Origin of the sequence: Legionella donaldsonii (assembly GCF_900452385.1) — a bacterium.
Taxonomy (GTDB): domain Bacteria; phylum Pseudomonadota; class Gammaproteobacteria; order Legionellales; family Legionellaceae; genus Tatlockia; species Tatlockia donaldsonii.
This window is the reverse complement of the sequence record NZ_UGOA01000001.1, coordinates 1,978,387-2,000,585: the sequence shown is the minus strand read 5'-3', so window position 1 is coordinate 2,000,585 and position 22,199 is coordinate 1,978,387. Positions and strand designations below refer to the sequence as shown.

Sequence of the window (22,199 nt, the reverse complement as noted above, 5' to 3'; positions counted from 1 at the left end):
CAATTTTTAAGGGACCAGCTAATGCGTAAAAGCTCTGTAATTTTTGTTTTTCTGCTTATCAGCACCTTCACTGGTTTGATTTTTGCTGAGCGCATCAAAGATCTGGCGACCTTAGCAGGCGTTCGTAATAACCAACTGATTGGTTACGGCTTGGTAGTAGGACTTGACGGCACCGGCGATCGCTCTGGCACCCGATTTACAGAGCAGAGTTTTGGTAATATGTTGATGCAGTTAGGGATCAATATTCCTCCCGGAGTCAAACTGAATTCTAAAAACATTGCTGCAGTCATGGTGACTTCGAACCTGAGTTCATTTATGAAAAGAGGGCAGACTATGGATGTGAATGTATCATCTATAGGGGATTCAAAAAGTCTTCGCGGTGGAACCCTATTGCTTACCCCCTTAAAAGGGGCTGATGGGCGTGTTTATGCTATGGCACAGGGCAACGTCACTGTTGTTGCTTTAGGAGTGCAGGGTGACGATGGCTCGAGCGTTACAGTGAATGTACCAAGCGGCGGACGCATTGCCAATGGAGCAACGGTGGAAGTTGATATTCCTAATCCTTTCTATTTTTCACGAAAACTGACTTACAATTTGCATAGTCCTGATTTTACTACCGCAAAACGGATGAGGGATGCCATTAATGAATTAATGGGACCAGGTACAGCAGAGGCAATAGATGCTGCGTCAGTAGAGGTGTCAGCACCCAAGCTGATGTCGCAACGAGTAGATTATGTTTCTGTATTGGAGAATATTGAATTTACGCCAGGAGAGGCTGAAGCTAAGATAATTATTAATCCGAGGACTGGAACAATTGTGATTGGGCAAAATGTTCACGTGAAGCCCTCTGCTGTCTCACATGGTAATTTAGTAGTGACGATTAGTGAGAATCCGCAGGTGAGTCAACCTAATCCTTTTGCCAACGGGCGAACAGTCGTTGTTCCTGATACCCAGATCAATGTTGAACAACGGGGTAACCGTACCTTTTTATTCGCACCAGGTACTTCTTTAAAAGATATTGTTAAAGCGATTAATGCAGTTGGAGCTACGCCAGCTGATTTAGTTGCTATTCTGGAAGCCTTAAAACAGGTTGGGGCATTAAATGCGACCATAATCATCATTTAACGGGTGAACTGAGATGACGATAGAAGGACTAGCGGTAACTGATTTTCAGGGTTTGCAAAATTTAAAGCTAGAGGCACAGAAGGATGCTAAACAGGCATTACCTGAAGTAGCTAAACAGTTCGAAGCAATTTTTCTGCAATCGATGCTAAAAGCGATGCGAATGGGCCAGCATTTTCTTGATGATGCAAGCCCATTTATGGGTAAAAATGAGCAAATATTTCAAGACATGCTTGACGGGCAATATGCTAATAATATTTCCAATGGACAAGGCCTTGGCTTGGCAAACATGCTTGCCAAGCAATTGGGACAATCAGTCAATACAGCTGCTACTACTACTGTTAATCCCAAGACGACCAATGTAATAGAACAAAACATGTTAGCCTCTCGTGTCGCTCCTTTAGCGGTTACTTCGACAAAAACAAATGCTGGCAGCGCAGATATTGATGATTTTGTAAAATCGATATGGCCTTATGCAAGACAGGCAGCTGGTTTACTAGGCCTTGATCCTAAAATCTTGGTAGCTCAAGCAGCCTTGGAAACAGGGTGGGGGCAATTCATCGCCAAAGGATCTGATGGCAGTAGTAGTAATAATCTATTTAATATTAAAGCGGCCTCAAATACAGAGGGTGAAACAGTAAAAATTAAAACTACGGAGTATATTGCCGATACACCTATTAAGATGAATGCTTCTTTTCGAAAGTATCCATCCGTTGAGCATAGTTTTAATGATTATGTCTCTCTGATTAAGGGAAATGAACGTTATGAAGCTGCTTTGGCAAACACTGGTAATCCTGAGCGTTACGTGGATGAGTTGCATCGTGCGGGGTATGCGACAGATCCGGGTTATGCCAGTAAAATATTAGCAATATACCATGGCGATGAGTTACAACAGGCTTTAGAAAGAAATGGTTTTTCAGGAATAGATTAATGTTACTTGGGGGCGTGCGTGATGTTTAAATTTTAGAATTGTAGGCTTTATTGGCTACAACATCGCCTCAATATTTAGGAGTAAGAAGCATGGCAGGAATTTTAGGTATTGCTTCATCAAGTCTCAATGCATTCCAACGCGCTCTTGAGGTGACAGGGAATAACATTGCAAACGCAAATAATAGCGGTTATTCCAGGCAAACTATTCATTTTACGCCAACACCCGCCCAACGCTATGCGGGTTCTTTTATTGGCACTGGAGTCGCTGTTTCCAATATTAAGCGTAATAATGATCAATTTGCTACTCTGCAGTTACGCGATACCCTGACGACCAAAACAGAATACGATACTTTTTATCAACAGGCATTACAGATTGACAAGCTTCTCTCTCAAGAAGGCACCAGTATTTCAGCGGCGTTACAAAATTTCTTTAGCTCGCTCGGGCAATTAAATGATGCGCCAGATAGTTTGGCATCACGTGGTGTTGCATTGAAACAAAGTCAATTGTTAGTCGATCAGTTCAATACAATGCAACTCCGTTTAGATGAGTATCAACAAAATAATACGGCGCAAATTAGACAAGCTGTTGAGCAAATCAATCAAATTACTGCCAATATTGCCCAAGTAAATATTCAACTTAGTGCTATGCCAAATGCACCTGAATTAATGGATAAACGAGATGAATTACTACGTGAGTTATCACAGTATACCGATGTCACCGTGATTGAACAGGGCGATTCAAATATTAGTGTTGGAATTGGCAGTGGAGAAATGCTGGTTATTGGCTCCGAGCAACGTGAATTAAAGGTTGATCTCCGCGATAGCGATCAGTTTGGAACAAAAATTTTTATTAAGAATGGCTTAGGGCAAACTGATATCAGCCGTAATTTACACTCTGGTATGTTGGGTGGTTTCCTTGATTTTGAACAGGGGATTCTTTCAAATACAAGTCAATTGCTGGGACAAATGGCTATTGGACTTGCAGCAACGTTTAATAACCAACACCGCTTAGGCCTTGATATGAATAGCCAAATTGGTAAAGATTTTTTTACTGATTTCAATCAAATGAGCTTGCAATTAGAGCGTTCAACTCCGCGAATAACCAATACTGGCACAGGTGTTTTATCAGTCGAAATTTCTGATATTAGCCAACTTGAGCTAAGTGACTATGAACTATTGGTTAGCGATATTTCTACCAATGAAATAAGAATCATACGTAAATCAGACGGACAATCGACAACCTTAAATTGGACTGATACACCTCCTACACCACCAGCTGCTCAAGTGGTGATCGATGGATTAACTATTACCGTTGATAATATAAATAATTTAGTTGATAACGATCACTATATGTTGACATCCACCCGGGGTGCTGCGCGTGATCTTAAATTAAATATTTCTGATGCGCGCGAGATCGCTTATGCCGCACCTGTCCGTACTCAGGCTTCTTTAGCCAATACTGGAACAGGACATATTACTCTGGGGGAAATTTTTGATACGACTGTAGTGGATAAAGAATACCGTATTGAATTTATTTCTGATACACAATACAACCTGGTGAATGTCACAGATACGATAACAACTGGACCGTTCACTTTTACTCCTAATATTGATAATACGATAATGATTCCTGATACACTGACCCCTTCGTATTCAATTGTATTATCAGGCATCCCTAAGACAGGTGATACATTTACTGCTTCTTATAATAGCGGTGGTATAGGCGATAATTATAATGGTTTGAAGTTGGCCTCTCTGCAACAAGATAAGATCTTTGAAAACGGGACAGAAAGTTTATTTGACAGGTATTCTGATTTAATCGCTGAGGTTGGCGGAAGAACCTATCAAGCTAAACTTCGCAGTGATGCGGCCGATATATTACATCAGCAAGCTGTTGAATTTCGCGAAAGTAAAAGTGGGGTTAATTTGGATGAGGAAGCTAGCAATTTACTCCGTTTTGAGCAAGCTTATCAAGCAGCAAGCAAAGTAATGGCTATTTCAGGCCAGATAATGGATATATTATTTGCTGCACTGAGGTGAATAATGCGCATTTCAACCAATCAAATTTTTCTGCGTGGACTTAATGGGTTATTGACACAGCAAGCCCAGACTTTGAAATTACAACAGCAGTTGTCATCCCAGAAAAAAATAGAATCACCGTCTGATGATCCTATTTCTGCTTCAAAAATTGATTTGATGAGGCAACGGATTAATGCGGCTGAGCGGATGCAACAGAATCGGGAAGCAGCAGTTAGTGCCCTGACTTTTGAAGAAAGTGTGTTGGGTAATACAATTGGTGTTATTCAGCGTCTTCGGGAATTACAGGTTCAAGCGGGTAGTACTGCTCTGTCAGAAGCCGATCGTCATGCTCTTGGTGAGGAAGCAAAAAACCTTTTAGACCAGTTATTAGGTATGGGAAACACGCAGGATAGTAATGGCTATTATTTATTTAGTGGCAGTAAAACAGCGACTCAACCATTTACCAGAGATGTCAACGGAGCGTTTCTTTATAACGGTGACGAAACGCAACGTTTACAGACTATTAGTGGCGGTTTGAAAATTGCAACCAATGATAATGGCTCTGATTTATTCATGCGTATTCTCAATGGAAACACTTTTTTTACCGTTACACCTACTGCTACTCCAAATACGGGTACTGCTTCAGTGAGTTCTGGAACGGTTTATGATGCAGCTATTTTTGTTCCAGATGATTATACTTTGCAATTTGCATTAAACTCATCAAATCAGTTGGTGGTCATGGTAAGTGGGGTCAGTAGTGGCTCAGTAATTCCACCTACTGGTTTGGTTGATGATGCACCAGTGTATGAATCTGGATCAACGATTAGTTTCAATGGTATACAAATAACCGTTTCCGGTGAACCACAGGTCGGTGATAGTTTTGCTATCAATCCTGCGCGGAATGAATCTCTTTTTTCAACAGTGGCGCGTATGGTTGATAATCTTAATAGTCCCTTTGCCAGCCCTATTGATAAAGCAATTGTTCAAACTGAAAATAATCAATTGCTCGATCAGTTCGACACGGCACTTGACAATATCATTGCTTACCAAGCCCAGGTAGGAGCTCGTCTGAATCAATTGGATGTGGCTGATCAAGTCAATTCGGACTTAATTGAAACAAGCACAGAGACCCTCTCTTCACTGGAAGATGTGAATCTTCCTGAAGTCGCGGTCAAACTGGATTTGCAGCGCATTTATTTACAAGCAGCACAACAAAGTTTTGCCCGCATTCAAGGTTTAACCGTATTTAATTACATTTAATTTGAACCTACTGTCTTGATTGATTTATGCGTTTGATACTTAAATCATTCCGTTGAAACCTACTGTCTATTCAAAGGAGAGTGCTAACATCAAAGGAATGTGGGCCTTTGATGTTAGCATGGAGTAGGGCGTTATTGTTTCTTTTTATGATTAAAGACATTACACAGATGAGCATTAATGGTTTCAATTGCATTCCGGCAAGCAGGGGTATCCGCGATATCATTTATCATCAGAAAATCGTGAATAGTTCCGTGATGGCGGATACCGGTAACAGAAACGCCAGCTGCATTCAGATTATGGGCATACGCTTCGCCTTCGTCACGGAGTACATCGCATTCACCATTAATGACTAATGCGGGTGGTAACCCTTTTAATTGCTCTATAGAGGCTTTTAATGGGCATGCGGTTATTTCTTTTCGTTTTTCTTTATTGGGTAAGTAATTATCCCAAAACCATTCCATCGCTTTTTTGGTTAGCCAGGGGCCCTCAGAAAATTCTTTATAAGAGCCATTTTCAAAATTAGCATCTGTCACTGGATAGATAAGCACTTGATAGTCGATTTTAGGTCCGCCACGCTCTTTAGCAAGCAGGGTCATGACGATGGTCATATTACCACCTACGCTATCTCCTGCTACTACAAAGCGAGAGGTGTCGAGATTAAATTTTTTACCATTCTCGGCAACATATTTTGTTGCGGCATAGGCCTCTTCTATTTGAGTAGGATATTGCTCTTCAGGTGCTAAACTGTAATTGACAAATACAACGGCAGCATGCGACCCAACGGCGAGTTCGCGAACAAGGCGTCCATGAGTCTGATAATCGCCAAAAACCCATCCAGCACCATGATAATACATGAGTACAGGCAGTGTTTCTTTAGCTCCTTTAGGACGGATAATCCTAATGGAAACTTTTCCTTTGGGGCCAACGGGGAGCGTGTGATCTTCAATGTCGACATCAGGTTTTTCGGACTTCAATTCTTGCAATTTATCAAATATGGCTCTACCTTCAGATACGGGTAGATCATAAAGAGGTTTCCCCCCTGCTTTTTGTATTTTCTCTACAAATGCCCATGTTTTAGGCTCAATGCGTTTATTTAGGTCCATTACAATATCCTTATATAAAATAAAATATCACTTATAGGTATAAGACTGTTTATGCAGGAAAGCAAGTTATATATAGCCGGAGCCTAAAATTAGAAAATATTTCTTTCTGGCCCTTCTATTATTGTGGGCCAGATTTATCAGGTGCTGTAGTTAAGGGCGCAAGCAAGGGGCTTTCCGTCTTATCAGGGGCAGGCTTAAAAAGGCGAGCATAGGGTGCATTTGTATAAGCAAGGGTCTCTTGTTTTTTTGCCGAGGGGAGAATTAAACTTATCGCCGCATGGATCATATCATTAATGAATTGGATGAAAGTGCAAAAGCCTTCTATTAGCGTACGGGTTTCTTTATCGTTACTGGGAAAATCAACCAGCGATTTTTCCTGTGATGTTTGAAGTTCAACCCCTGCAAGATTACATAGAAGCTGTACACTACGTTTGTTACCAGATTTTTCCGCGGCCCCGATAGCATTGCTTGATTTTATCAAAGCAGGGATGTCAATATCTGCAATGTTTTTTTGATAACAATCAACCAGCTTTTCAATACACTGCGGACTTCCTGAGGTTGCTACTAACTGTAAGAAATCTGCTCGGTTTTTAGCGTCCCTTATAGAGCTACAAAAAGCTGTGTTAATAGCCTCATCTTTGAGTAATCGCTCGAAGGCTTCATATCGCCCTGTTTCGAGCGCAAGCCTGCAACTTTCTACATAGACTTTATCAGGGTTCTTGATTAGTTTGCGATGCTCATCTTCCAGTAAGACGTCAAGCGCATCAAGGCGGTTATCTCTTGCGGCCAGTTGCAAGGCTACTTCCGGATTATTTGCTCCTTTCTCAAAGCATAGACGAATTTGAGCAACATCGTTTTGCAACACAGCCATCGCTAGTGAATCAAATTTATGGCCATTAATTTCCATAAATTGATTGATCTTGCCCGGCTCTTTTTTTAATAAATTTTTAAATATCCATTCTTTAGTTGGGTATTCATGATTACTGGGTTTATCAGGATGACTACAGATATTAATGGTTAAAGGCAACAACGCCGCTGCCTTATCATTATCTGGGAAAACGGTGGTTAACAATTTGGCAAGAGCCTTACCATCTTTGCAAATATCAATTAGGGTATGGTTTGGATCATAGACACGAAATTCGCCATTTTTCACAAAAACGGAGATTGCATGAGTAGGTGTACCAACAGTCCAGGCAGTACCTTCCCCTTTTAATTTATTAAATATCTGGCTCCAATCCTTTACATCCGCGACAAGAGCAAGATTATATTCTTTAACAATGGGTTTTTGGGTTACTCCATCCTTATCAAGAAATTTTAAGAGTTGGATTGAATCATCTTGATTAAGCGTTTTGTTAAATTCCTTAGGTAAATAGGCAAATAGAACTTCACCAATAAATTTATTCGCTTTACTGTCATCTAGATTGGAAAATTTATCATTAGTGCTTGGAGGGGGGGCGACACCATGCTCTTGAGCATATAAAATTTCTTTACCTTTATGCTCAATATATTGCAGCATGGTAAGAAATTCTTCTTCTTTATCCTCTAAAGCATATTTACAATAGACAGCTGCCAAGCCATTACAGATCCCGGTTTTATTTGCTTTAAGATCTATCTTATTGGCTTGTAGATAGAGATTAAGCATAGGGACTAGAGTTAATTGAGATGTAACTTCAGTGGGTGATGGTTTTGGCATTTTATTTAAAATTAAAACACGGTGTTAAATATTATAGCATTCTCGGGTGGTTAAGTCATCCAAATTATGGTCGATTAAGGAAACGCTTGGGTATGATTGCCTCTCCTCGAATAAAACACTGATTTTATTCTGTGGTTTTTGCTATAAAGCGCTCATTTCGGTTTTAAGCAGTCTTGGTGGATAGGTGTTTGGCCTTCTATTTTAGGTGCAGTTGGAAAAATAACATTGGCTGCGCTTGGTTATAAATAAAAAGAAAAAAAGATAAATCGAAGCGGCCTAATTGAATGGTATAAACTTAAATAAATACTCAGTAAAACCATAGAATGGGAATCAAGCATGTTAGATAAAATAAACCAATTTTTTACCTCTAGTGCATACGCTGTCATTGGTGCCTCAAATAATCGACAAAAATTTGGTAACAAAGTCCTGCGTTGCTATTTGCAAAATAATAAAACGGTTTATCCAGTGAACCCTGGGGAAAAAATTGTTGAAGGATTGCCTTGTATCGCGGAAATTGCCGATTTACCCCCATCTGTAAATAGCATTTCCATTATTACTCCCCCTCAGATTACAGAAAAAATTGTGGCACAAGCTATAAAAAAGGGAATTCAAAATATTTGGATGCAGCCGGGAGCGGAAAGCGATACCGCGATTAATAATTGCCTGAAAAATAAAATGAATGTTATTGCCCATGGCCCCTGCATTTTGGTTGAGTTGGGTTTTACCGATCATTAAGTGTTGATTTTGGGATGCTGCGAACAAGTCGCAGCATAGAGATGAATAAACTTGAATTAAAGCAAGTGAATTTCTATCCGCTCAATCGATTTTCCAGGATGGGAACGTTTTAAGGAAACATAGCCTACTTCAGCTGTCGATTTAACATGTGTCCCGCCACAAGGAACTTCAGCGAAGCCATCAATTTTCCAAAAACGACGTTGTGTGGAAATATCTGAATAGCCCGTTTGAATGAGCTTGTCAGCTTCAATAATGGTATTGTATTCGCCTAATATTTCCCCAAAAATTGCAGAAATATTTCTGTCATGAATAAAATCGATTCTAGCTTTATGCTCAGCAATGTGGGCACCAACTTTCTTAAAATGGTATTTTCGTGTGACGAGTTCTAAAACTAATTCCGCAGCAAAATGCAAACGCATAAGCTTGTAGCGACGTGGCCAATCGATAGTCATAACTACTTCATCATTAATCTTAAGATTATGGTTATTGGCAAGCGTATAATAAATAAGGGAGCCGTCCATTCTGGAATCAATAATCGCAAGATCATTAATATAAGCTTTATCACTTTCCTGGCCGCCAGAAAATGAATAGGCAATCGTTTTTTCTAGCAAAATATCATTATCGACGATGGAAATAATTTTGGTGTTGAGTGTACATCGATAGGGATCCTGCCAAAATAATTTTTCCATAATTTTCCCTCCGGCTATGATGTATAGAGTGCAGATCCAGATAGTTCTTGCTGTCTGCTGGATTTCAAACCCAGCAAACAAACAATCAAAGCCCCTAAAATGGCACAGATTGGTATTAACATTAATGCACGTTGATAGGCCAATAGACTATACAGTTTAATATGTTCGCTGCTTAATAAACCACTCCAGGAGAGATCCATGACCTTACCTATGACAGTATGGAAAAAAGAGCCGCCAAGCATATTGATGCAATTGAGAAAAGCAATAGTAATACCCAATTGTTCTGTCTTGACTAAAGCGGAACCTGCTGCAAAGACAAGTACTTGATAACAACATAGTAAGCCAAGAGAAAAAAATAAACTGGCAAGAAACCACCAATGGTAATTTTCCTGCATTAATAAGGCAGCAAATAGGCCAGCCATACCAAAGCCACATAAGGCAACGAGAGTGTAGTGACTTAATTGTTTACTACAAAATGCTAAGACAGGCCCTCCAAAGAGCATACCAAAAAATACGAATGAAATAAGTTGAGCTGCATCATTTTTACTAATGGAGTAGGCAGTCATTAAATAAGGTACTCCCCATACATCACTGAAGCCTTCCAGAGAGCCGACCATTAGCAAATTAGCAAGTGCTAATAACCAGATAACAGGCGAGGACAGGAGTGTTTTAAAACTGGATAATTTAAATGACTCCGGAGCCATTTTTTCTTTTTTATGCGTAGGGCTACGTAAAACAAAATAAGTGCTGCAACCCACCCCAATAGAAACCAGGGCTAGGGCCAGGGCAACTTTTTGCCAATGATACATCTCAATAAGAAGACTAAGAGGTTTACCTCCATAGATAGCACCCATGAGACCTATAGTAAAAGAGAAACCAATCATCCTGGTATATTGATTTTTGGGAAACCATTCGGAGACTACCTTCGATACACCCAAAAAACCTGCCGCAGAACCAACTCCGACCAGGAATCGAGTTAAACAAGCTAAATACCAATTGTTGGTATAAGTAAATAACAGCGTCGCTGCACCACAAACAATGGCAAAAAATCCCACTATGTATCGAGCTCCAAAGCGATCCAAGAGAAGCGCAGCAGGAATTTGCATGCTTGAATAGCCATAATAATAAAAAGCTGCAATCAAACCGAAATGACTGGCATCAATAGAAAATTGGGTCATCATTTGCGGCATCATCAAACCAGGCCAAAGGCGTAAGATGAATTGATAAGCAAAAAACACTAAAGGGAAAAACCACATTACAAAGGGTAAGTATTTATATTTTTGTGTAAACATGCGCAGCCTCACCAGGTTAAGGTTTATAAAGTTGTAACAGCAGAAAATGGGCGTGGCAGTTCGTATCGGCTTTTCAGCCGATAATAATGAAGGGAATAAAAGTAATCAGATTAAAGCTTATAGAAAGCATTGTTTGTAGTACATTGGTTATGTTTGATAAAAAACAGTATACATAATGTGTTTTTTTATAGCAATGGCTTGGGCATGCGTGACATGTTGCGGGAAAGTGGTGGGCCGTATAGGGTTCGAACCTATGACACAGAGGTTAAGAGCCTCCTGCTCTACCAGCTGAGCTAACGGCCCCGCGAAAACCTACAGCATAACGAGTTAAAGCAAAAATACAAGTATCTTCCTGATTTTATCGGTTGCCTTTATTAAAAAATTATTGTTGCACTGTGATACACAGAAATTAGTGCATAAACAAGCAGTGGCATCACTTTTATTAACATGGAGTTAATTTTCATTTTTATACTCCGTTGTAGAATGAATAGTGCTGAATCATTCAAGAAGTGTGCCTTCTCTGAGCAGTTTTATTTTAAAATGCCGTTTTGGTTTTTAAGATCCTATAAATTTACGCTAGAATATTGTTTCTACTGCAGTTTCGAAGCGGGACTTTTAGTCCTTTAACTGGTTTTTTTCTACCCTCAGTTAGTTGGTTTTCTTATCTGATCAGGGTTTGCCGGCAATAATTGTAGTGAAATTGTTTATATTTGGTTGATAAATGCTCACAATATACCGATAATATCCAGCCAGATTTTGTTTGAATATAAAATTTTATTAGGCAAATATCGTAACTTTTTAATTTTTAATGAGAATTACCTTGGTTAGAAAATTTTTTATCATAGCTTTGCTTTTTTTTACTGTATTGGCGGACACCAGTTTTGCCCAAAAAAGACTGATTGCCATTACTATTGATGATTTGCCTTTTGTAGGGGAAGCCAAAAACTTTCATTTAAATATGATAATTAATGCCATTAAGTCGCATGAAATTCCAGCAACGGGGTTTATTATCGCTGGCGAGGTTAATCCTGATAACTGGAAAATGTTGCATAAATTTCGCGATGCTGGTCTGGGATTAGGTAATCATACTTTTTCGCATTTAAATTTAAATAAAGTAGATACGGAGGCTTATATTGAAGAGATCGATGCAGCTGACAAAATGTTAATGCCGGTGCTTACTGAACCAAAATTTTTCCGTTATCCCTATTTAGCAATGAGTGGCGGTAATAAAAAAGAAAAAGTATTACATTACCTTTCAAAAAAGAATTATCATGTCGCGCCAATTACAATTGATAGTAAAGATTTTATCTTTAATCAGCTTTTATTGGATGTACCGCAAAATCAACGGCGTAGTTTTCTGGAGGCATTAAAAGTAGCTTATATCGATTTTATCTGGCAGCAGACTTTAAAGGCAGAAGAGCATGATCGTTATAATCACAAACCAGATCAAGCCCAAATTCTATTAATCCATGCTAACTTGCTGAATGCCTATGTATTACCTGACATTATTAATCTTTATAAGCAAAATGGTTTTACCTTCGTTAGCTTGGAGGAGGCTTTAAACGCCCCTGAATCTCCCAAAATGCTTGCCAAGAAGGAAAAATCTCAAAGTGATGCCAAGATAGAAGAATATCTGGATTGGGATTAACACACCAAACACAAATTAACTAACTTTTATTACTGTATAAAATTAGAAAGCCAAAGTTTGGCTTGTTTGAACCCTTTGGTCACTTTGGGCATTGTCTTCGACAACTTCGCCAACACTGGAAGCAAGGCTCTCCACATTCGCAGTTATTGAACCCTTGTCATCATGCTCCAGCGATTCCTCAACTTCTTCCTTCTTAACGGCTTCTTCTATTACTCTATATTCAAGGCTATTTTGGACCGCTTTCCGGGCTTGTGCAGTATACTCTTGAACTGCATTAACTGGCGGTAACATTTGCAAGATCCATAATGCACTGCCAAAGAAGCCCCCAAACCCGGTGCCTGCCAGGACAGCCATATTTCCGCCTTTAAAGGCTCCCCATACAGCTCCGACAAGAGTCCCACCTGGTCCGGCAGCTGAACCGAGTGCACCACCGATAGCGGCTCCAACGAGAGTGCCTAGGACGGTAGATAAACTAGCCAAGAGAAAACCTTTAATGAATTGGCCGAAGATTTCCCATCCGGTAGGATTAGACTTTGCCTGCTCCTCATAGGTTTTAAGGAAATCAATTTTCGCTGCTTGATCATGGCTATCATCAGTAATGAACTCAACGGCTCTCTTACATTCTATAAGTTGCTGATAAGCATAATTTTTTTCCAAGTCAATGGGTTCTCTTTCTTGTATTTGGACTAAGAGCTCTGCTAAAAGTTTTTCTTTTAAGGTCGCCGTAGCGATTGCCAGACTTGTTTTTAATCTTTTTTCCTGAGATTTATCTTTATCTGCTGTTATAGAGGCCGCTAAGGGTTTAGCGAGGTATGCCCTTAATAAACCGTCTATTTCATCACTCCGTGCAAGAATAGCCTTAATGGTTTCATCACCAGGGTTATCGACAAGAAGGATTTGCAAATCTTTTTTAGCAGGAATCTGGCTTACCCAGTGGGAGTTGCCCCAGTTATCAAGAATCATATCTGGGTTTTCGTTGGCAGTGTATAGAACTGCGGGGCTGCCATTTTTAAAATTTTTAAAATTAATTGGTCGTTCAGTGTGTTCTTCCCAATGTCCTTGACTTTGGCGAAGCTCATTACCGGTGATGACTCCGTGTAATGCATTAAGCGCTTCTTCAGTACCCCAGGAGCGAGAGTCTTGTAATCTTGCTGAATAGGCATTCAGCTGTTGCCCTTCATTGTCTTTAAAGAAGGCAACTATTTTCGTTTGAAAAAAAGCATCAATAGCTTGCAAGAGTTCAGTTTCAGCTTGAGTTTTCGCTATATCATCAGCTTGATCAACTTCCTTAAGATGCGCTACTTTGCCGGCTACTTCTGTATCGTTGATTATCTCTTCAGCTAACCGTGTCGTGTAGTCGCTAATTGCAGCATATATATTGGGAACTCGGTAAATCTCTGCTTCGTTAAATTCTCGCTTGGATCGATTATCCTCCGGAACCTGGATTTGCGTCATGATTTCCTGGTGTTCTTTGGCGAGTTTGGCTTTAACTAGTTCTTTAAATTTAAAAGCAACAGCACTAAATAAAGAGGAGCAAAGAGGGTCTTTAATAAAATCGCTGATTATTTTTTCAGCAGCAATTTTTCTTAGTTTAGGTTCGAGTATCAATTCAATTATTCGAATATCTGCTGGGGAGACGAAACCTGGTTTTTCTAAAATATTGTTTAAGAGTTCTTCTTCTGCCGTATTTAACTTTAATAAAGCAAAGAGCTGTGCCTTATGCTCATGCTGCGAGCCAAGCGATTTAAGGTGATACATTAAAGAAATAGCATAGGCATAATACATGCAACTTCCCTTGCCGCTGTTATCTATTACTCTCATGTTAATTGAGCCCCAAATCATCGCTTAAAAGAACTATTGTAAATTAAATAGCTTAAGGGGAGATTAAATTTCTCTAGAAATCGCTAAAAATTGTTAATAACTGCATGATTTTTTTTCAATACAAGTAAAAAACATCAATTTGAATGGTTTTTTATTTATTTATTAGTTCTCGAACATCGCATTAAGTTGACCAGTCGCTCAATTAAATTTAAATTTAATCTGTCTGGCTAAAAAAAGAAGCAAGTGCAAGGCAAAAAACAGGAAGAAAATCACTTAAGGAGAGTCACGATGCTTGCAAAAGAAGATATCTTAAAAATAATTAACGAGTGTCGTAAAATTGGAGAACAAGGACTTAATGAAGTAATAGCATCTGTTCCAACGTTAAGTGTTGATTTTTTATTACCACCAAAAGATTTTTTAGGGATAAGTAATAATCCGGCAATCTTTGTAAATCATGATACTTATCGACTCTTGGGCAAACATCATCATGTCTGGAGGAAAAATAAAACAATAGCAGTAAAAGAAGATTTCCTGGAGAAAGAGCCAATGATGATCATTGGTATTATTGTTCATGAAGTAGGGCATGCTTTTAATGTGGCAGCAGGAATAACAAACTCTGAGTCAAATGCTTATCTTTTTGAAATTGAAGTCTTGTCGCTTTGGGTGAAAACAGGAAATTCCATGTTGTTTAACTGTAGTGCGAGTGATGTTCAGGCATTTTTTGAGTCACGCCTTTCCATGTATCGTATGGAAATAAGGGGAAACGAGCATTTAGCCAGACTTGTTGAAGCGATTGAAAAAAAAGAAATCTTTTCCTTGCCCCAGAACACTTCAGCAGAGTCAAGTGAGCTATTGCCAATGTTAAGTAGTTAATTGTTTTCACCATGGGGGGTATTTGATGGGCGCCTCCAAAGGGGGGAGGTGCCTTTTGACTTCTAAAAGCAAAAGGCTAAATCGATATCACAACACATCATGCTTGTACTTCAAAAGGCTTAGAAATAATACTTTTACTCGTTAAAGGCTTAGATTGAGTACTATATTGTGACAAAGTATTCTTAGTCTGCATAAACGCTACTAAGAAAAAGCAACCAAATACGACTCTAAAGGCGATTTTAAAAAGGCTAATTCTTTCCATGAACTTTATCCTCCTTGTACAACAGATACTCATTATCTGTATTTTCGCTCCAGTATTAGGCTGGATTTTAAGCATAGACAATGAAATTACGTTCTGCAAATAAGTTTTATAAAGTTTTTAAAAAAAATTACCAAATGTTACATTTTTGTAAACGACATTTTACTGGCTTGGAAGAGATTTTGCAGACTGGATTTATTGCAGTTTTTTTGACCTGAATAGGAAGTATCGGAAATTCGATACTTCCTATTCTAATTCTTTAGAATACTCGATTGCAAGAGTTATTTAGATTGATCTTTCCATTCTGGTGTATCCCTTTGATACCATGCAGCGGGCTTCAAAATTGCTGCGTGCGTAAGAGCCTTCTGTATTTTCATCAAAATAACTTTGACGCATATCCCGTTCACATTCATAGCTATCTCTGGCGTATTCTTGCGGTGAAACACCGGGTTTATCCCAATAGGTTTGAGTACAGGCGCCAAGGGTAAACGATAATACTACCAACAAGCATTTTTTCATTTTTTCTCTCTAAAAAGCTGTAAGGAAAATAGTTTTGCAACATTATAGTATAGATTTTGAGTCAAGTAATCATTATTGATCTTTATGTTCAAATTGCAGGCATTTCAAAGTGTAATATATTGATAAAAGATAATTTTTATTCAGGTGGTACCGGGAAAATTGATTAACTAAGACGAGGCTAATTTTCCGATTGGAACATAGCGGCAAGTGAATGCAAACGATTTTGTTTGCGGGGCTTTTGTCAAATGCAGATAATGATTATCACTCGCCAATAATGCATTTAGTTCGAGAGCAGCCTCTATTTGATGTAAATGATCGCGATGAGGTGATTCCCATTCACTAATTTGTTGTACAGCCTTTTGTTTTGCTTGTTGTTCATCAGTAGCCACAACAAAAATATTTTTATGCAATTCTGTAAATTGTTGGGGATCGTAACCACCCAGGTTCACAAAATAGAGTTTATTTGCGTTATCTTTTGGCGGTTCGGTTGAAATATGGATATTATAACCATCGGCATAATCGAGAATTCCCCAGGCATCCAGATGCAAACTTGCCGGAGTACCCCACCAGCTTTGGCGTAAGCTAGGATAAGTTTCTTCAATACTACTGGCCACGACAAAACGCATATCATGCAATTCAATTAACGATTGTTTATGCGTACCACCGATATAAATAACAAATAAATACATACAGGCACCATGAATTGACGTCACTACGTTAAGAAGCGGGTTTAAATTATCAGGAAGCTAATAACTCGTAAAGAGCGTGGGTGTTATCAATATATATCGATGAGCTGTCGCATCGGTAAAGACCCTGTGAAACTGGCCTCCCGAGAGGATTCGAACTCCTTAGGAGAGGGGGATTTAATAAACAAATCAATATATTTCTATGTATCTCCATGCAAATGATGCTCTTATAAATAAAGGACTTTTCTGGTTTTTCATTGCATGGACATACATTATTGCTGCAAAGTCACAAATAACTTACAGATAAGAAACAGATAAAAGAGGCTAAAGTGTAGAAATAGAAAGTAGAAATTTCTGTAGTGCCCTGCAATTAAAATTCAATTGCAAGACACTCAAGAATCAAATAGTATAAATCTGCGTTTGACGTATTTAAATGCAATAAGCGCTGACAGAGGGAACGACCAATTCCCGCCGCCAGCTAACCACAATCTATCTACGAGGATAAATTATGGCTAAACGAATCTTAGTCTATTTCAGTTTTGTATTTCAATGGCATGTCCGTAAGAAGCCGCCAAAATTTCCCATTATTTACACCGGTTGAACATTAGGAGCATGGTTTATAGCGTGCTGTTAATTCGCTATTAACCAAAAATCTTAATCATTTCAGCGACTAGAGATACAGGAATTATTTTTTTCAATAATTCCTGTGCTACGTCACACCTTTAAAAAAATAAAGGAAGAATAATGGTGAAAACAAAACGAGAAACCTTAACGGAAACGAATTTAATCGATAGCCCATTCTTTCAAGTCTTTGCAAAAAATTACCTGGATTATTTGGGGAATAGTAATCCAACTTACAAACAGCTAGCCGAAATCCAGGCCTTACTTTCCAGTACCTGGATAAGACTACCGATTTGTTTCGACCTGCGTTTAAGTGAGCAGGAAAAACAATGTCTTTACTTATCCGCCCAAGGCAAAGGACTTAAAGAAATTGCGGCGTTTCTAAAGGTCTCCATACGGCGAGTGACTCAATATCGGCAAGCTATCTTTAAAAAATTAGGATGCAGGAATATAACCAGTGCGATTATTGTAGGTATTCGCTATGGGCTGATTAAGAAGACGGATGTACTAGAAGATTAAATTGGTTTGCTAAGTTGCAAATTTCACGTCTTGTGTCAGCACATCTTTGTGCTGGCTTCCTTTTCCCAGACCTATCTAACTCGGCCTTGTGGAAAGTCAAGGTGACGACGAGCATTCCTGATTTCAACGAAACATCGGAGTAAAATTGAAAGCAGGCAAGCCACTAGATGTAGCGGCTCGCTTTTACCGAACAGTAGCGCGCGCAAGCGTGGATGACAAAATGATCATTTTGCATTATTACGAGGCGAAAAAATTTGAGGGGATGCCTCGGGGCTTGTCCGAAGCGGCGGAACGATTGTCAACACGCCCTTCATAATAAAAAATAGTCGCGAGCTTGCGTTTCCAGCAAAGGAAGCCACTCATGTGTTATATAATTTATCAATTTGATTTAATTGCGCCCATTTATTATAATGACCAATATCTTATTTACCAGAGTTTGTCATGCCTTCTGTTGAAGAGATTATTCAAAAAATAAAGGATAACGCCGCTTCTTCTTTATACATTTCAGGATCAAATCTCAATAAAGATCAAACTAGTGCTCTTGCAGAAGCCCTTAAAACGAACACTCAAATGCAGATTATTTATCTTAACGATATTGATATTGAAAAACTTAAAATTCTTGCAGATGGCCTTAAAAACAAAGTGAATCTAGGGACGATTGTTCTAGAGTCAAGCAACCTTGGGCAGGAAGGGGCTCTAGTACTGGCGGATATTATCAAAACAACCCCCTCCCTACAGACTCTTAGGATTTCGCGGAACAACTTTGGTGATGCAGGGGCTAAAATCTTGGCAGATGTCCTTCAAGAAAACAATTCACTCAGGGCTATTGATCTTACGAATAACGACATTGGTGCTGAAGGTGCTAAAGCTCTTGCTGAAGCACTGAAAATAAATACTTCGCTGACTACTATGATCATGTCAAGTAACCATATTGGTGATGAGGGCGCAAAAGCTTTCGCAAAAGCTCTTGAAACAAACAACTCTGTGCAAAGGATCTCGCTTAGGACAAATAAGATTAGCGACGAAGGCGTGTTATCTATTGCCAATACACTCAAATTAAACAACACAATATCTTCTTGTAAACTTTGGGGTAATAAGATTGGTGATGAAGCTAATCGAGCACTTATCGACGCTCTTGAAAATAATTATAGTATTACTGATTTTGATGAAATTCCAGGGAGTGTGGAACTAGTTAATCGTAATAAAATCCGCAACGACAAATTTCAAAGGCTAAGTCATCTTATTGACAAGTACTACAAGGAAGAAGGATTTGCAGTGGAGGTGATAAAGGAGCTTGCTCCGCTAAGAGCGCTTACTCAGCAGAATGAAGAAATGACGATAGAAGAAAAAAAAGAACTTGATTCTCTCTTAAGTGAGTTACCTAGGAGTACTCCCTATCAGGAACACCCATATTTTAAGCGCTTAATAGAGCGAAAAATTGCCCCATTTATTTCTACTGAACAGGATACAACATTGACCAAATTATTGCGCACACTGGAGCTATTAGATAAACATCAATTCAATTTTATTTTAACTGGTCAAGAACCCGCGGTCACGGACTTAAAACCGAATACAATTGCTTTTTTACAAACAAAACAAAAATATTTTGATGAGCATGAGGTGCAAAGAGAGGGCTATAGAGTTGAGAAGTTGTACTTTAAAGACAGTAAGGGAGTCATGCATGAGCGTCAACTCAATGGATTTGATCTTTTTCATTTTATGAAAACAGATAATCAGGTGCCGTTAACGACAGAGTCTCTTGAGCGTCATCAATCTCTAATTCAAAATGAACTTCATGTTAAGGGTATTGTCAGACAGTTTGAACATAATTATGACAATTTTCGATTAATTGACCATGCTTGGAGCTGTGTTACCACTCATCCCTTGTACAAAGCGTCCTATCAAAAAGAGGGAGATGAATCTCTATTTAAGCAATTCGATTATTTCACTCGCTGGTTTAATGATGATGCGGCAAACTTCTATTATGAGGGGTGCTTTAATCAACCCAGTGATCAAAGAACAATTACTGAGGCATATGATGATGCAAGGATCAAAACTGAGCTCGAGAAGTTGACTCAAAAAATGGATGGTTTTGATAAAAAAACTGAAAAAATGGACGAGGTTTCAACTGTACAAGTTTCTAGCATGAGTATTTTTAAACCCGTTCAAAATGAACAGCCGAATAACAAAAATGCAGATACACCAAATATGGAACCTCCAACAACTTAAATGAGTAGTTGCAAACCCATGTTTAGTAGTTTTATTAGCCTGGGATTAATGACAATATTTCATTTAGATGTGGACATTTATTTTGGTTATACCTAAATATGGAATAAAAAATTAATTTTCAATTTAAATTTATAACTTATTGATTCCATTGGCGTCCCGGAGAGGATTCGAACCTCCGACCTGCCCCTTAGGAGGGGGCTGCGCTATCCAGCTGTGCCACCGGGACTTCATAAAACCGTAGCAAGTCTAACGCCATCAATCTGAAATAACAATAATCTTGAACTTGCATTATTGGTTAATAGACTTCTTCAGAACCTTGCTGCAAAGAGAAAAGAGCAAGGAGATACGGAGCGCATAAATAGAGTGTATACAGTAAGTACATAAGATTTGAAATACCGTATAGGCGAAGCAATTCTCTTCTATAGTAGAGCTCCTGAAGAAGCCTAATTGAATTACATGCTCACATAATTCGGTCCACCACCACCTTCTGGCGCGCACCAGAGAATATTTTGACGAGGGTCTTTGATGTCGCAGGTTTTGCAATGAATGCAGTTTTGGGCATTGATCTGTAACCTGGGGCCAGCTTCTTCTTCAACAATCTCGTAGACAGCAGCAGGGCAGTAACGTGTTTCAGGGGAATTATATTGCCGATAATTAACTTCTATCGCGAGTTTGGGATCACGAAGTTTTAAATGACAAGGTTGGTTTTCCTCATGATACGTATTTGATAAATAAACCGAAGAAAGCCGATCAAAAGTAAGGACGCCGTCTGGTTTTGGATACTCAATTTTTTTAGCTTTGGCAGCGGGAAGTAGTGTTGAATAATCAGCGTGATTTTTTAAAGTCCATGGGGATTTACCATGACTGACATAGGTTTCAAAGGCAGCATTGAATAGGCCAATCCATAAACCATAGCGGAAACCCGGGCGAATGTTTCTTACTTTATATAATTCCTCAGCAAGCCAGGACTGCTTGACTTTTTCTGGATAGGCACTGAGTTCTGCTTGTGAAGTCTGCTCGTTCTTTAGAAGTTCGAAACATGCTTCTGCCGCAAGCATGCCAGATTGCATGGAGGTATGGATACCTTTAATTTTGGGTACGTTTAGAAAACTGGCTGCATCACCAATTAATGCTCCGCCAGGGAAGCTGAGTTTAGGCATTGCTTGCCAACCACCTTCATTCAAAGCTCTTGCCCCATAGCTAATACGTTCACCATCTTTTAGCAATTCAGAGACAAAAGGGTGGGTTTTAAAGCGTTGGAGTTCAGCAAAAGGATTTAACCAGGGGTTTTTGTAATCTAAACCGACGACAAAACCGATTGCCACTCGGTTTTTTGATAAATGATAAATAAAAGAACCACCGTAGGTTGCATTATCAAGAGGCCAACCGACCGTGTGGATCACTTTACCGCGCTGATGCTTGTCAGCAGAAATTTGCCATATTTCTTTGATTCCCAAACCATAAGTTTGTGGTTGAGCATCATTACGTAAATGAAAACGATGCATTAAAATTTGGCTGAGCTGACCACGGCAACCCTCTGCAAAAAGGGTTTGCTTGGCATGCAAATGCATCCCGGCCTGATAATTCGCTGTTTTATTACCGCTTTTATCAACGCCCACATCTCCTGTTGCTACACCGATGACTTGTCCCTTTTCATTGTACAAAACCTCTGTTGCTGCGAAACCCGGATAAATTTCACAACCAAGGTTTTCAGCTTGGGTTGCTAGAAACTGACAAAGCTCCCCTAAGCTGATTATGTAATTTCCATGATTTTTCATTTGTTTTGGAGTAGGGAGGCGATAAGCGCGTTTGCTGCTAAGAAAATAAAATAAATCCTGGTTAACTGGTGTGTCTAATGGGGCGTCTTGCCAGGTATCAGGTAATAATTCCTTCAAACTGCGAGGTTCAAGGACTGCTCCTGAAAGCGTATGAGCGCCGACTTGAGCTCCTTTTTCGAGGATGCACACACGAAGCTCTTTATTTTCCTTGCTGGCCAATTGTTTTAATTTTATACCCGCTGATAAGCCAGCGGGTCCTGCGCCGACAATGACCACATCATATTCCATTGTTTCGTGTTCCACCCCAACTCCTTAACCATCGAAAAGAAAAAATCATCGCTTTTATCCCGTTTAAGATCAAGATGAATTACATCATGGTTTTGTTGTTTTCTTATTGTCATCA

At 39.2% G+C, this 22,199-nt stretch carries 17 protein-coding genes and 2 tRNA genes; 9 read left to right on the top strand and 10 right to left on the bottom strand.

From position 1 onward, the window contains the following. Nucleotides 1–21: 21 nt before the first annotated feature. The 4 genes from DYC89_RS09135 to flgL all read left to right on the top strand — a co-directional run bounded on the left by DYC89_RS09135 (nt 22) and on the right by flgL (nt 5,331). Nucleotides 22–1,125, top strand: coding sequence for a flagellar basal body P-ring protein FlgI (locus tag DYC89_RS09135; protein ID WP_115221506.1), 1,104 nt, complete (start codon nt 22–24; stop codon nt 1,123–1,125). A gap of 13 nt (nt 1,126–1,138) precedes the next feature. After that, nucleotides 1,139–2,053 (top strand): flagellar assembly peptidoglycan hydrolase FlgJ, encoded by a 915-nt coding sequence (gene flgJ / locus DYC89_RS09130; RefSeq protein ID WP_115221505.1) that lies wholly within the window; start codon nt 1,139–1,141, stop codon nt 2,051–2,053. A gap of 89 nt (nt 2,054–2,142) precedes the next feature. Then, nucleotides 2,143–4,092 carry a flagellar hook-associated protein FlgK gene (flgK, locus tag DYC89_RS09125; protein ID WP_115221504.1) on the top strand — a complete coding sequence of 650 codons (1,950 nt, stop codon included), beginning with the start codon at nt 2,143–2,145 and terminating at the stop codon, nt 4,090–4,092. A gap of 3 nt (nt 4,093–4,095) precedes the next feature. Beyond that, a complete protein-coding gene (gene flgL, locus DYC89_RS09120) occupies nt 4,096–5,331 on the top strand; it encodes a flagellar hook-associated protein FlgL (RefSeq protein ID WP_115221503.1) in 1,236 nt (411 codons plus the stop codon). Nucleotides 5,332–5,462: 131 nt separating this feature from the next. On the opposite strand, the gene DYC89_RS09115 is transcribed toward flgL, so the two are convergent. After that, nucleotides 5,463–6,434, bottom strand: a complete 972-nt coding sequence (locus DYC89_RS09115; RefSeq protein WP_115221502.1) for an alpha/beta hydrolase — start codon at nt 6,432–6,434, stop codon at nt 5,463–5,465. A 118-nt stretch (nt 6,435–6,552) separates the two neighbouring features. Then, complete coding sequence (locus DYC89_RS09110) at nt 6,553–8,127, bottom strand: hypothetical protein (protein ID WP_147285498.1); 1,575 nt, start codon at nt 8,125–8,127, stop codon at nt 6,553–6,555. 336 nt (nt 8,128–8,463) lie between these two features. Between DYC89_RS09110 and DYC89_RS09105 the strand changes: the two genes are divergently transcribed. Beyond that, nucleotides 8,464–8,862: a CoA-binding protein gene (locus DYC89_RS09105; protein ID WP_115221500.1), complete on the top strand. Its 399-nt coding sequence runs from the start codon at nt 8,464–8,466 to the stop codon at nt 8,860–8,862. 56 nt (nt 8,863–8,918) lie between these two features. Here the strand turns inward: DYC89_RS09105 and DYC89_RS09100 are convergent, their stop codons facing one another. The 3 genes from DYC89_RS09100 to DYC89_RS09090 form a co-directional block, all read right to left on the bottom strand. Next, complete coding sequence (locus DYC89_RS09100; protein WP_115221499.1) at nt 8,919–9,551, bottom strand: alanyl-tRNA editing protein; 633 nt, start codon at nt 9,549–9,551, stop codon at nt 8,919–8,921. Between the two features lie 14 nt (nt 9,552–9,565). Then, nucleotides 9,566–10,855 carry an MFS transporter gene (locus tag DYC89_RS09095; RefSeq protein WP_425451551.1) on the bottom strand — a complete coding sequence of 430 codons (1,290 nt, stop codon included), beginning with the start codon at nt 10,853–10,855 and terminating at the stop codon, nt 9,566–9,568. Nucleotides 10,856–11,070: 215 nt separating this feature from the next. After that, nucleotides 11,071–11,146, bottom strand: a tRNA-Lys gene (locus tag DYC89_RS09090). 505 nt (nt 11,147–11,651) lie between these two features. Here DYC89_RS09090 and DYC89_RS09085 point away from each other — a divergent pair. Then, nucleotides 11,652–12,491, top strand: coding sequence for a polysaccharide deacetylase family protein (locus DYC89_RS09085; protein ID WP_115221497.1), 840 nt, complete (start codon nt 11,652–11,654; stop codon nt 12,489–12,491). A gap of 42 nt (nt 12,492–12,533) precedes the next feature. Here DYC89_RS09085 and DYC89_RS09080 read toward each other — a convergent pair whose 3' ends face one another. After that, the gene (locus DYC89_RS09080) at nt 12,534–14,276 is read right to left on the bottom strand and encodes a glycine zipper family protein (RefSeq protein ID WP_115221496.1); all 1,743 of its coding nucleotides are present in this window, start codon (nt 14,274–14,276) and stop codon (nt 12,534–12,536) included. A 324-nt stretch (nt 14,277–14,600) separates the two neighbouring features. Here DYC89_RS09080 and DYC89_RS09075 point away from each other — a divergent pair, with 324 nt between their 5' ends. Then, the gene (locus DYC89_RS09075; RefSeq protein WP_115221495.1) at nt 14,601–15,185 is read left to right on the top strand and encodes a hypothetical protein; all 585 of its coding nucleotides are present in this window, start codon (nt 14,601–14,603) and stop codon (nt 15,183–15,185) included. Between the two features lie 544 nt (nt 15,186–15,729). Here the strand turns inward: DYC89_RS09075 and DYC89_RS09070 are convergent. Both DYC89_RS09070 and DYC89_RS09065 read right to left on the bottom strand, forming a co-directional pair. After that, entirely contained in the window at nt 15,730–15,963 is a 234-nt protein-coding gene (locus tag DYC89_RS09070; RefSeq protein WP_115221494.1) for a hypothetical protein, read from the bottom strand. 167 nt (nt 15,964–16,130) lie between these two features. After that, nucleotides 16,131–16,652, bottom strand: a complete 522-nt coding sequence (locus DYC89_RS09065) for a DUF1543 domain-containing protein (RefSeq protein WP_115221493.1) — start codon at nt 16,650–16,652, stop codon at nt 16,131–16,133. A gap of 741 nt (nt 16,653–17,393) precedes the next feature. On the opposite strand from DYC89_RS09065, the gene DYC89_RS09060 reads away from it, so the two are divergent. Together DYC89_RS09060 and DYC89_RS09055 are read left to right on the top strand one after the other, a co-directional pair. Then, complete coding sequence (locus DYC89_RS09060) at nt 17,394–17,789, top strand: response regulator transcription factor (protein WP_115221492.1); 396 nt, start codon at nt 17,394–17,396, stop codon at nt 17,787–17,789. A 441-nt stretch (nt 17,790–18,230) separates the two neighbouring features. Beyond that, nucleotides 18,231–20,018 carry a hypothetical protein gene (locus DYC89_RS09055; protein ID WP_115221491.1) on the top strand — a complete coding sequence of 596 codons (1,788 nt, stop codon included), beginning with the start codon at nt 18,231–18,233 and terminating at the stop codon, nt 20,016–20,018. 149 nt (nt 20,019–20,167) lie between these two features. On the opposite strand, the gene DYC89_RS09050 is transcribed toward DYC89_RS09055, so the two are convergent. Both DYC89_RS09050 and DYC89_RS09045 read right to left on the bottom strand, forming a co-directional pair. Then, nucleotides 20,168–20,244: transfer RNA gene (locus DYC89_RS09050), tRNA-Arg, on the bottom strand. A gap of 226 nt (nt 20,245–20,470) precedes the next feature. Beyond that, complete coding sequence (locus DYC89_RS09045) at nt 20,471–22,099, bottom strand: electron transfer flavoprotein-ubiquinone oxidoreductase (RefSeq protein ID WP_115221490.1); 1,629 nt, start codon at nt 22,097–22,099, stop codon at nt 20,471–20,473. Nucleotides 22,100–22,199: the final 100 nt, after the last annotated feature.

Excerpts from the sequence above, each read along its gene's own strand:
- DYC89_RS09105 (WP_115221500.1), top strand. The coding sequence starts at position 8,464 with ATGTTAGATAAAATAAACCAATTTTTTACCTCTAGTGCATACGCTGTC.
- flgJ (WP_115221505.1), top strand. The coding sequence starts at position 1,139 with ATGACGATAGAAGGACTAGCGGTAACTGATTTTCAGGGTTTGCAAAAT.
- flgK (WP_115221504.1), top strand. The coding sequence starts at position 2,143 with ATGGCAGGAATTTTAGGTATTGCTTCATCAAGTCTCAATGCATTCCAA.
- DYC89_RS09115 (WP_115221502.1), bottom strand. The coding sequence starts at position 6,434 with ATGGACCTAAATAAACGCATTGAGCCTAAAACATGGGCATTTGTAGAG.
- DYC89_RS09135 (WP_115221506.1), top strand. The coding sequence starts at position 22 with ATGCGTAAAAGCTCTGTAATTTTTGTTTTTCTGCTTATCAGCACCTTC.
- DYC89_RS09110 (WP_147285498.1), bottom strand. The coding sequence starts at position 8,127 with ATGCCAAAACCATCACCCACTGAAGTTACATCTCAATTAACTCTAGTC.
- DYC89_RS09075 (WP_115221495.1), top strand. The coding sequence starts at position 14,601 with ATGCTTGCAAAAGAAGATATCTTAAAAATAATTAACGAGTGTCGTAAA.
- DYC89_RS09085 (WP_115221497.1), top strand. The coding sequence starts at position 11,652 with ATGAGAATTACCTTGGTTAGAAAATTTTTTATCATAGCTTTGCTTTTT.
- DYC89_RS09060 (WP_115221492.1), top strand. The coding sequence starts at position 17,394 with ATGGTGAAAACAAAACGAGAAACCTTAACGGAAACGAATTTAATCGAT.
- DYC89_RS09100 (WP_115221499.1), bottom strand. The coding sequence starts at position 9,551 with ATGGAAAAATTATTTTGGCAGGATCCCTATCGATGTACACTCAACACC.
- DYC89_RS09055 (WP_115221491.1), top strand. The coding sequence starts at position 18,231 with ATGCCTTCTGTTGAAGAGATTATTCAAAAAATAAAGGATAACGCCGCT.
- flgL (WP_115221503.1), top strand. The coding sequence starts at position 4,096 with ATGCGCATTTCAACCAATCAAATTTTTCTGCGTGGACTTAATGGGTTA.
- DYC89_RS09080 (WP_115221496.1), bottom strand. The coding sequence starts at position 14,276 with ATGTATTATGCCTATGCTATTTCTTTAATGTATCACCTTAAATCGCTT.
- DYC89_RS09070 (WP_115221494.1), bottom strand. The coding sequence starts at position 15,963 with ATGAAAAAATGCTTGTTGGTAGTATTATCGTTTACCCTTGGCGCCTGT.
- DYC89_RS09065 (WP_115221493.1), bottom strand. The coding sequence starts at position 16,652 with ATGTATTTATTTGTTATTTATATCGGTGGTACGCATAAACAATCGTTA.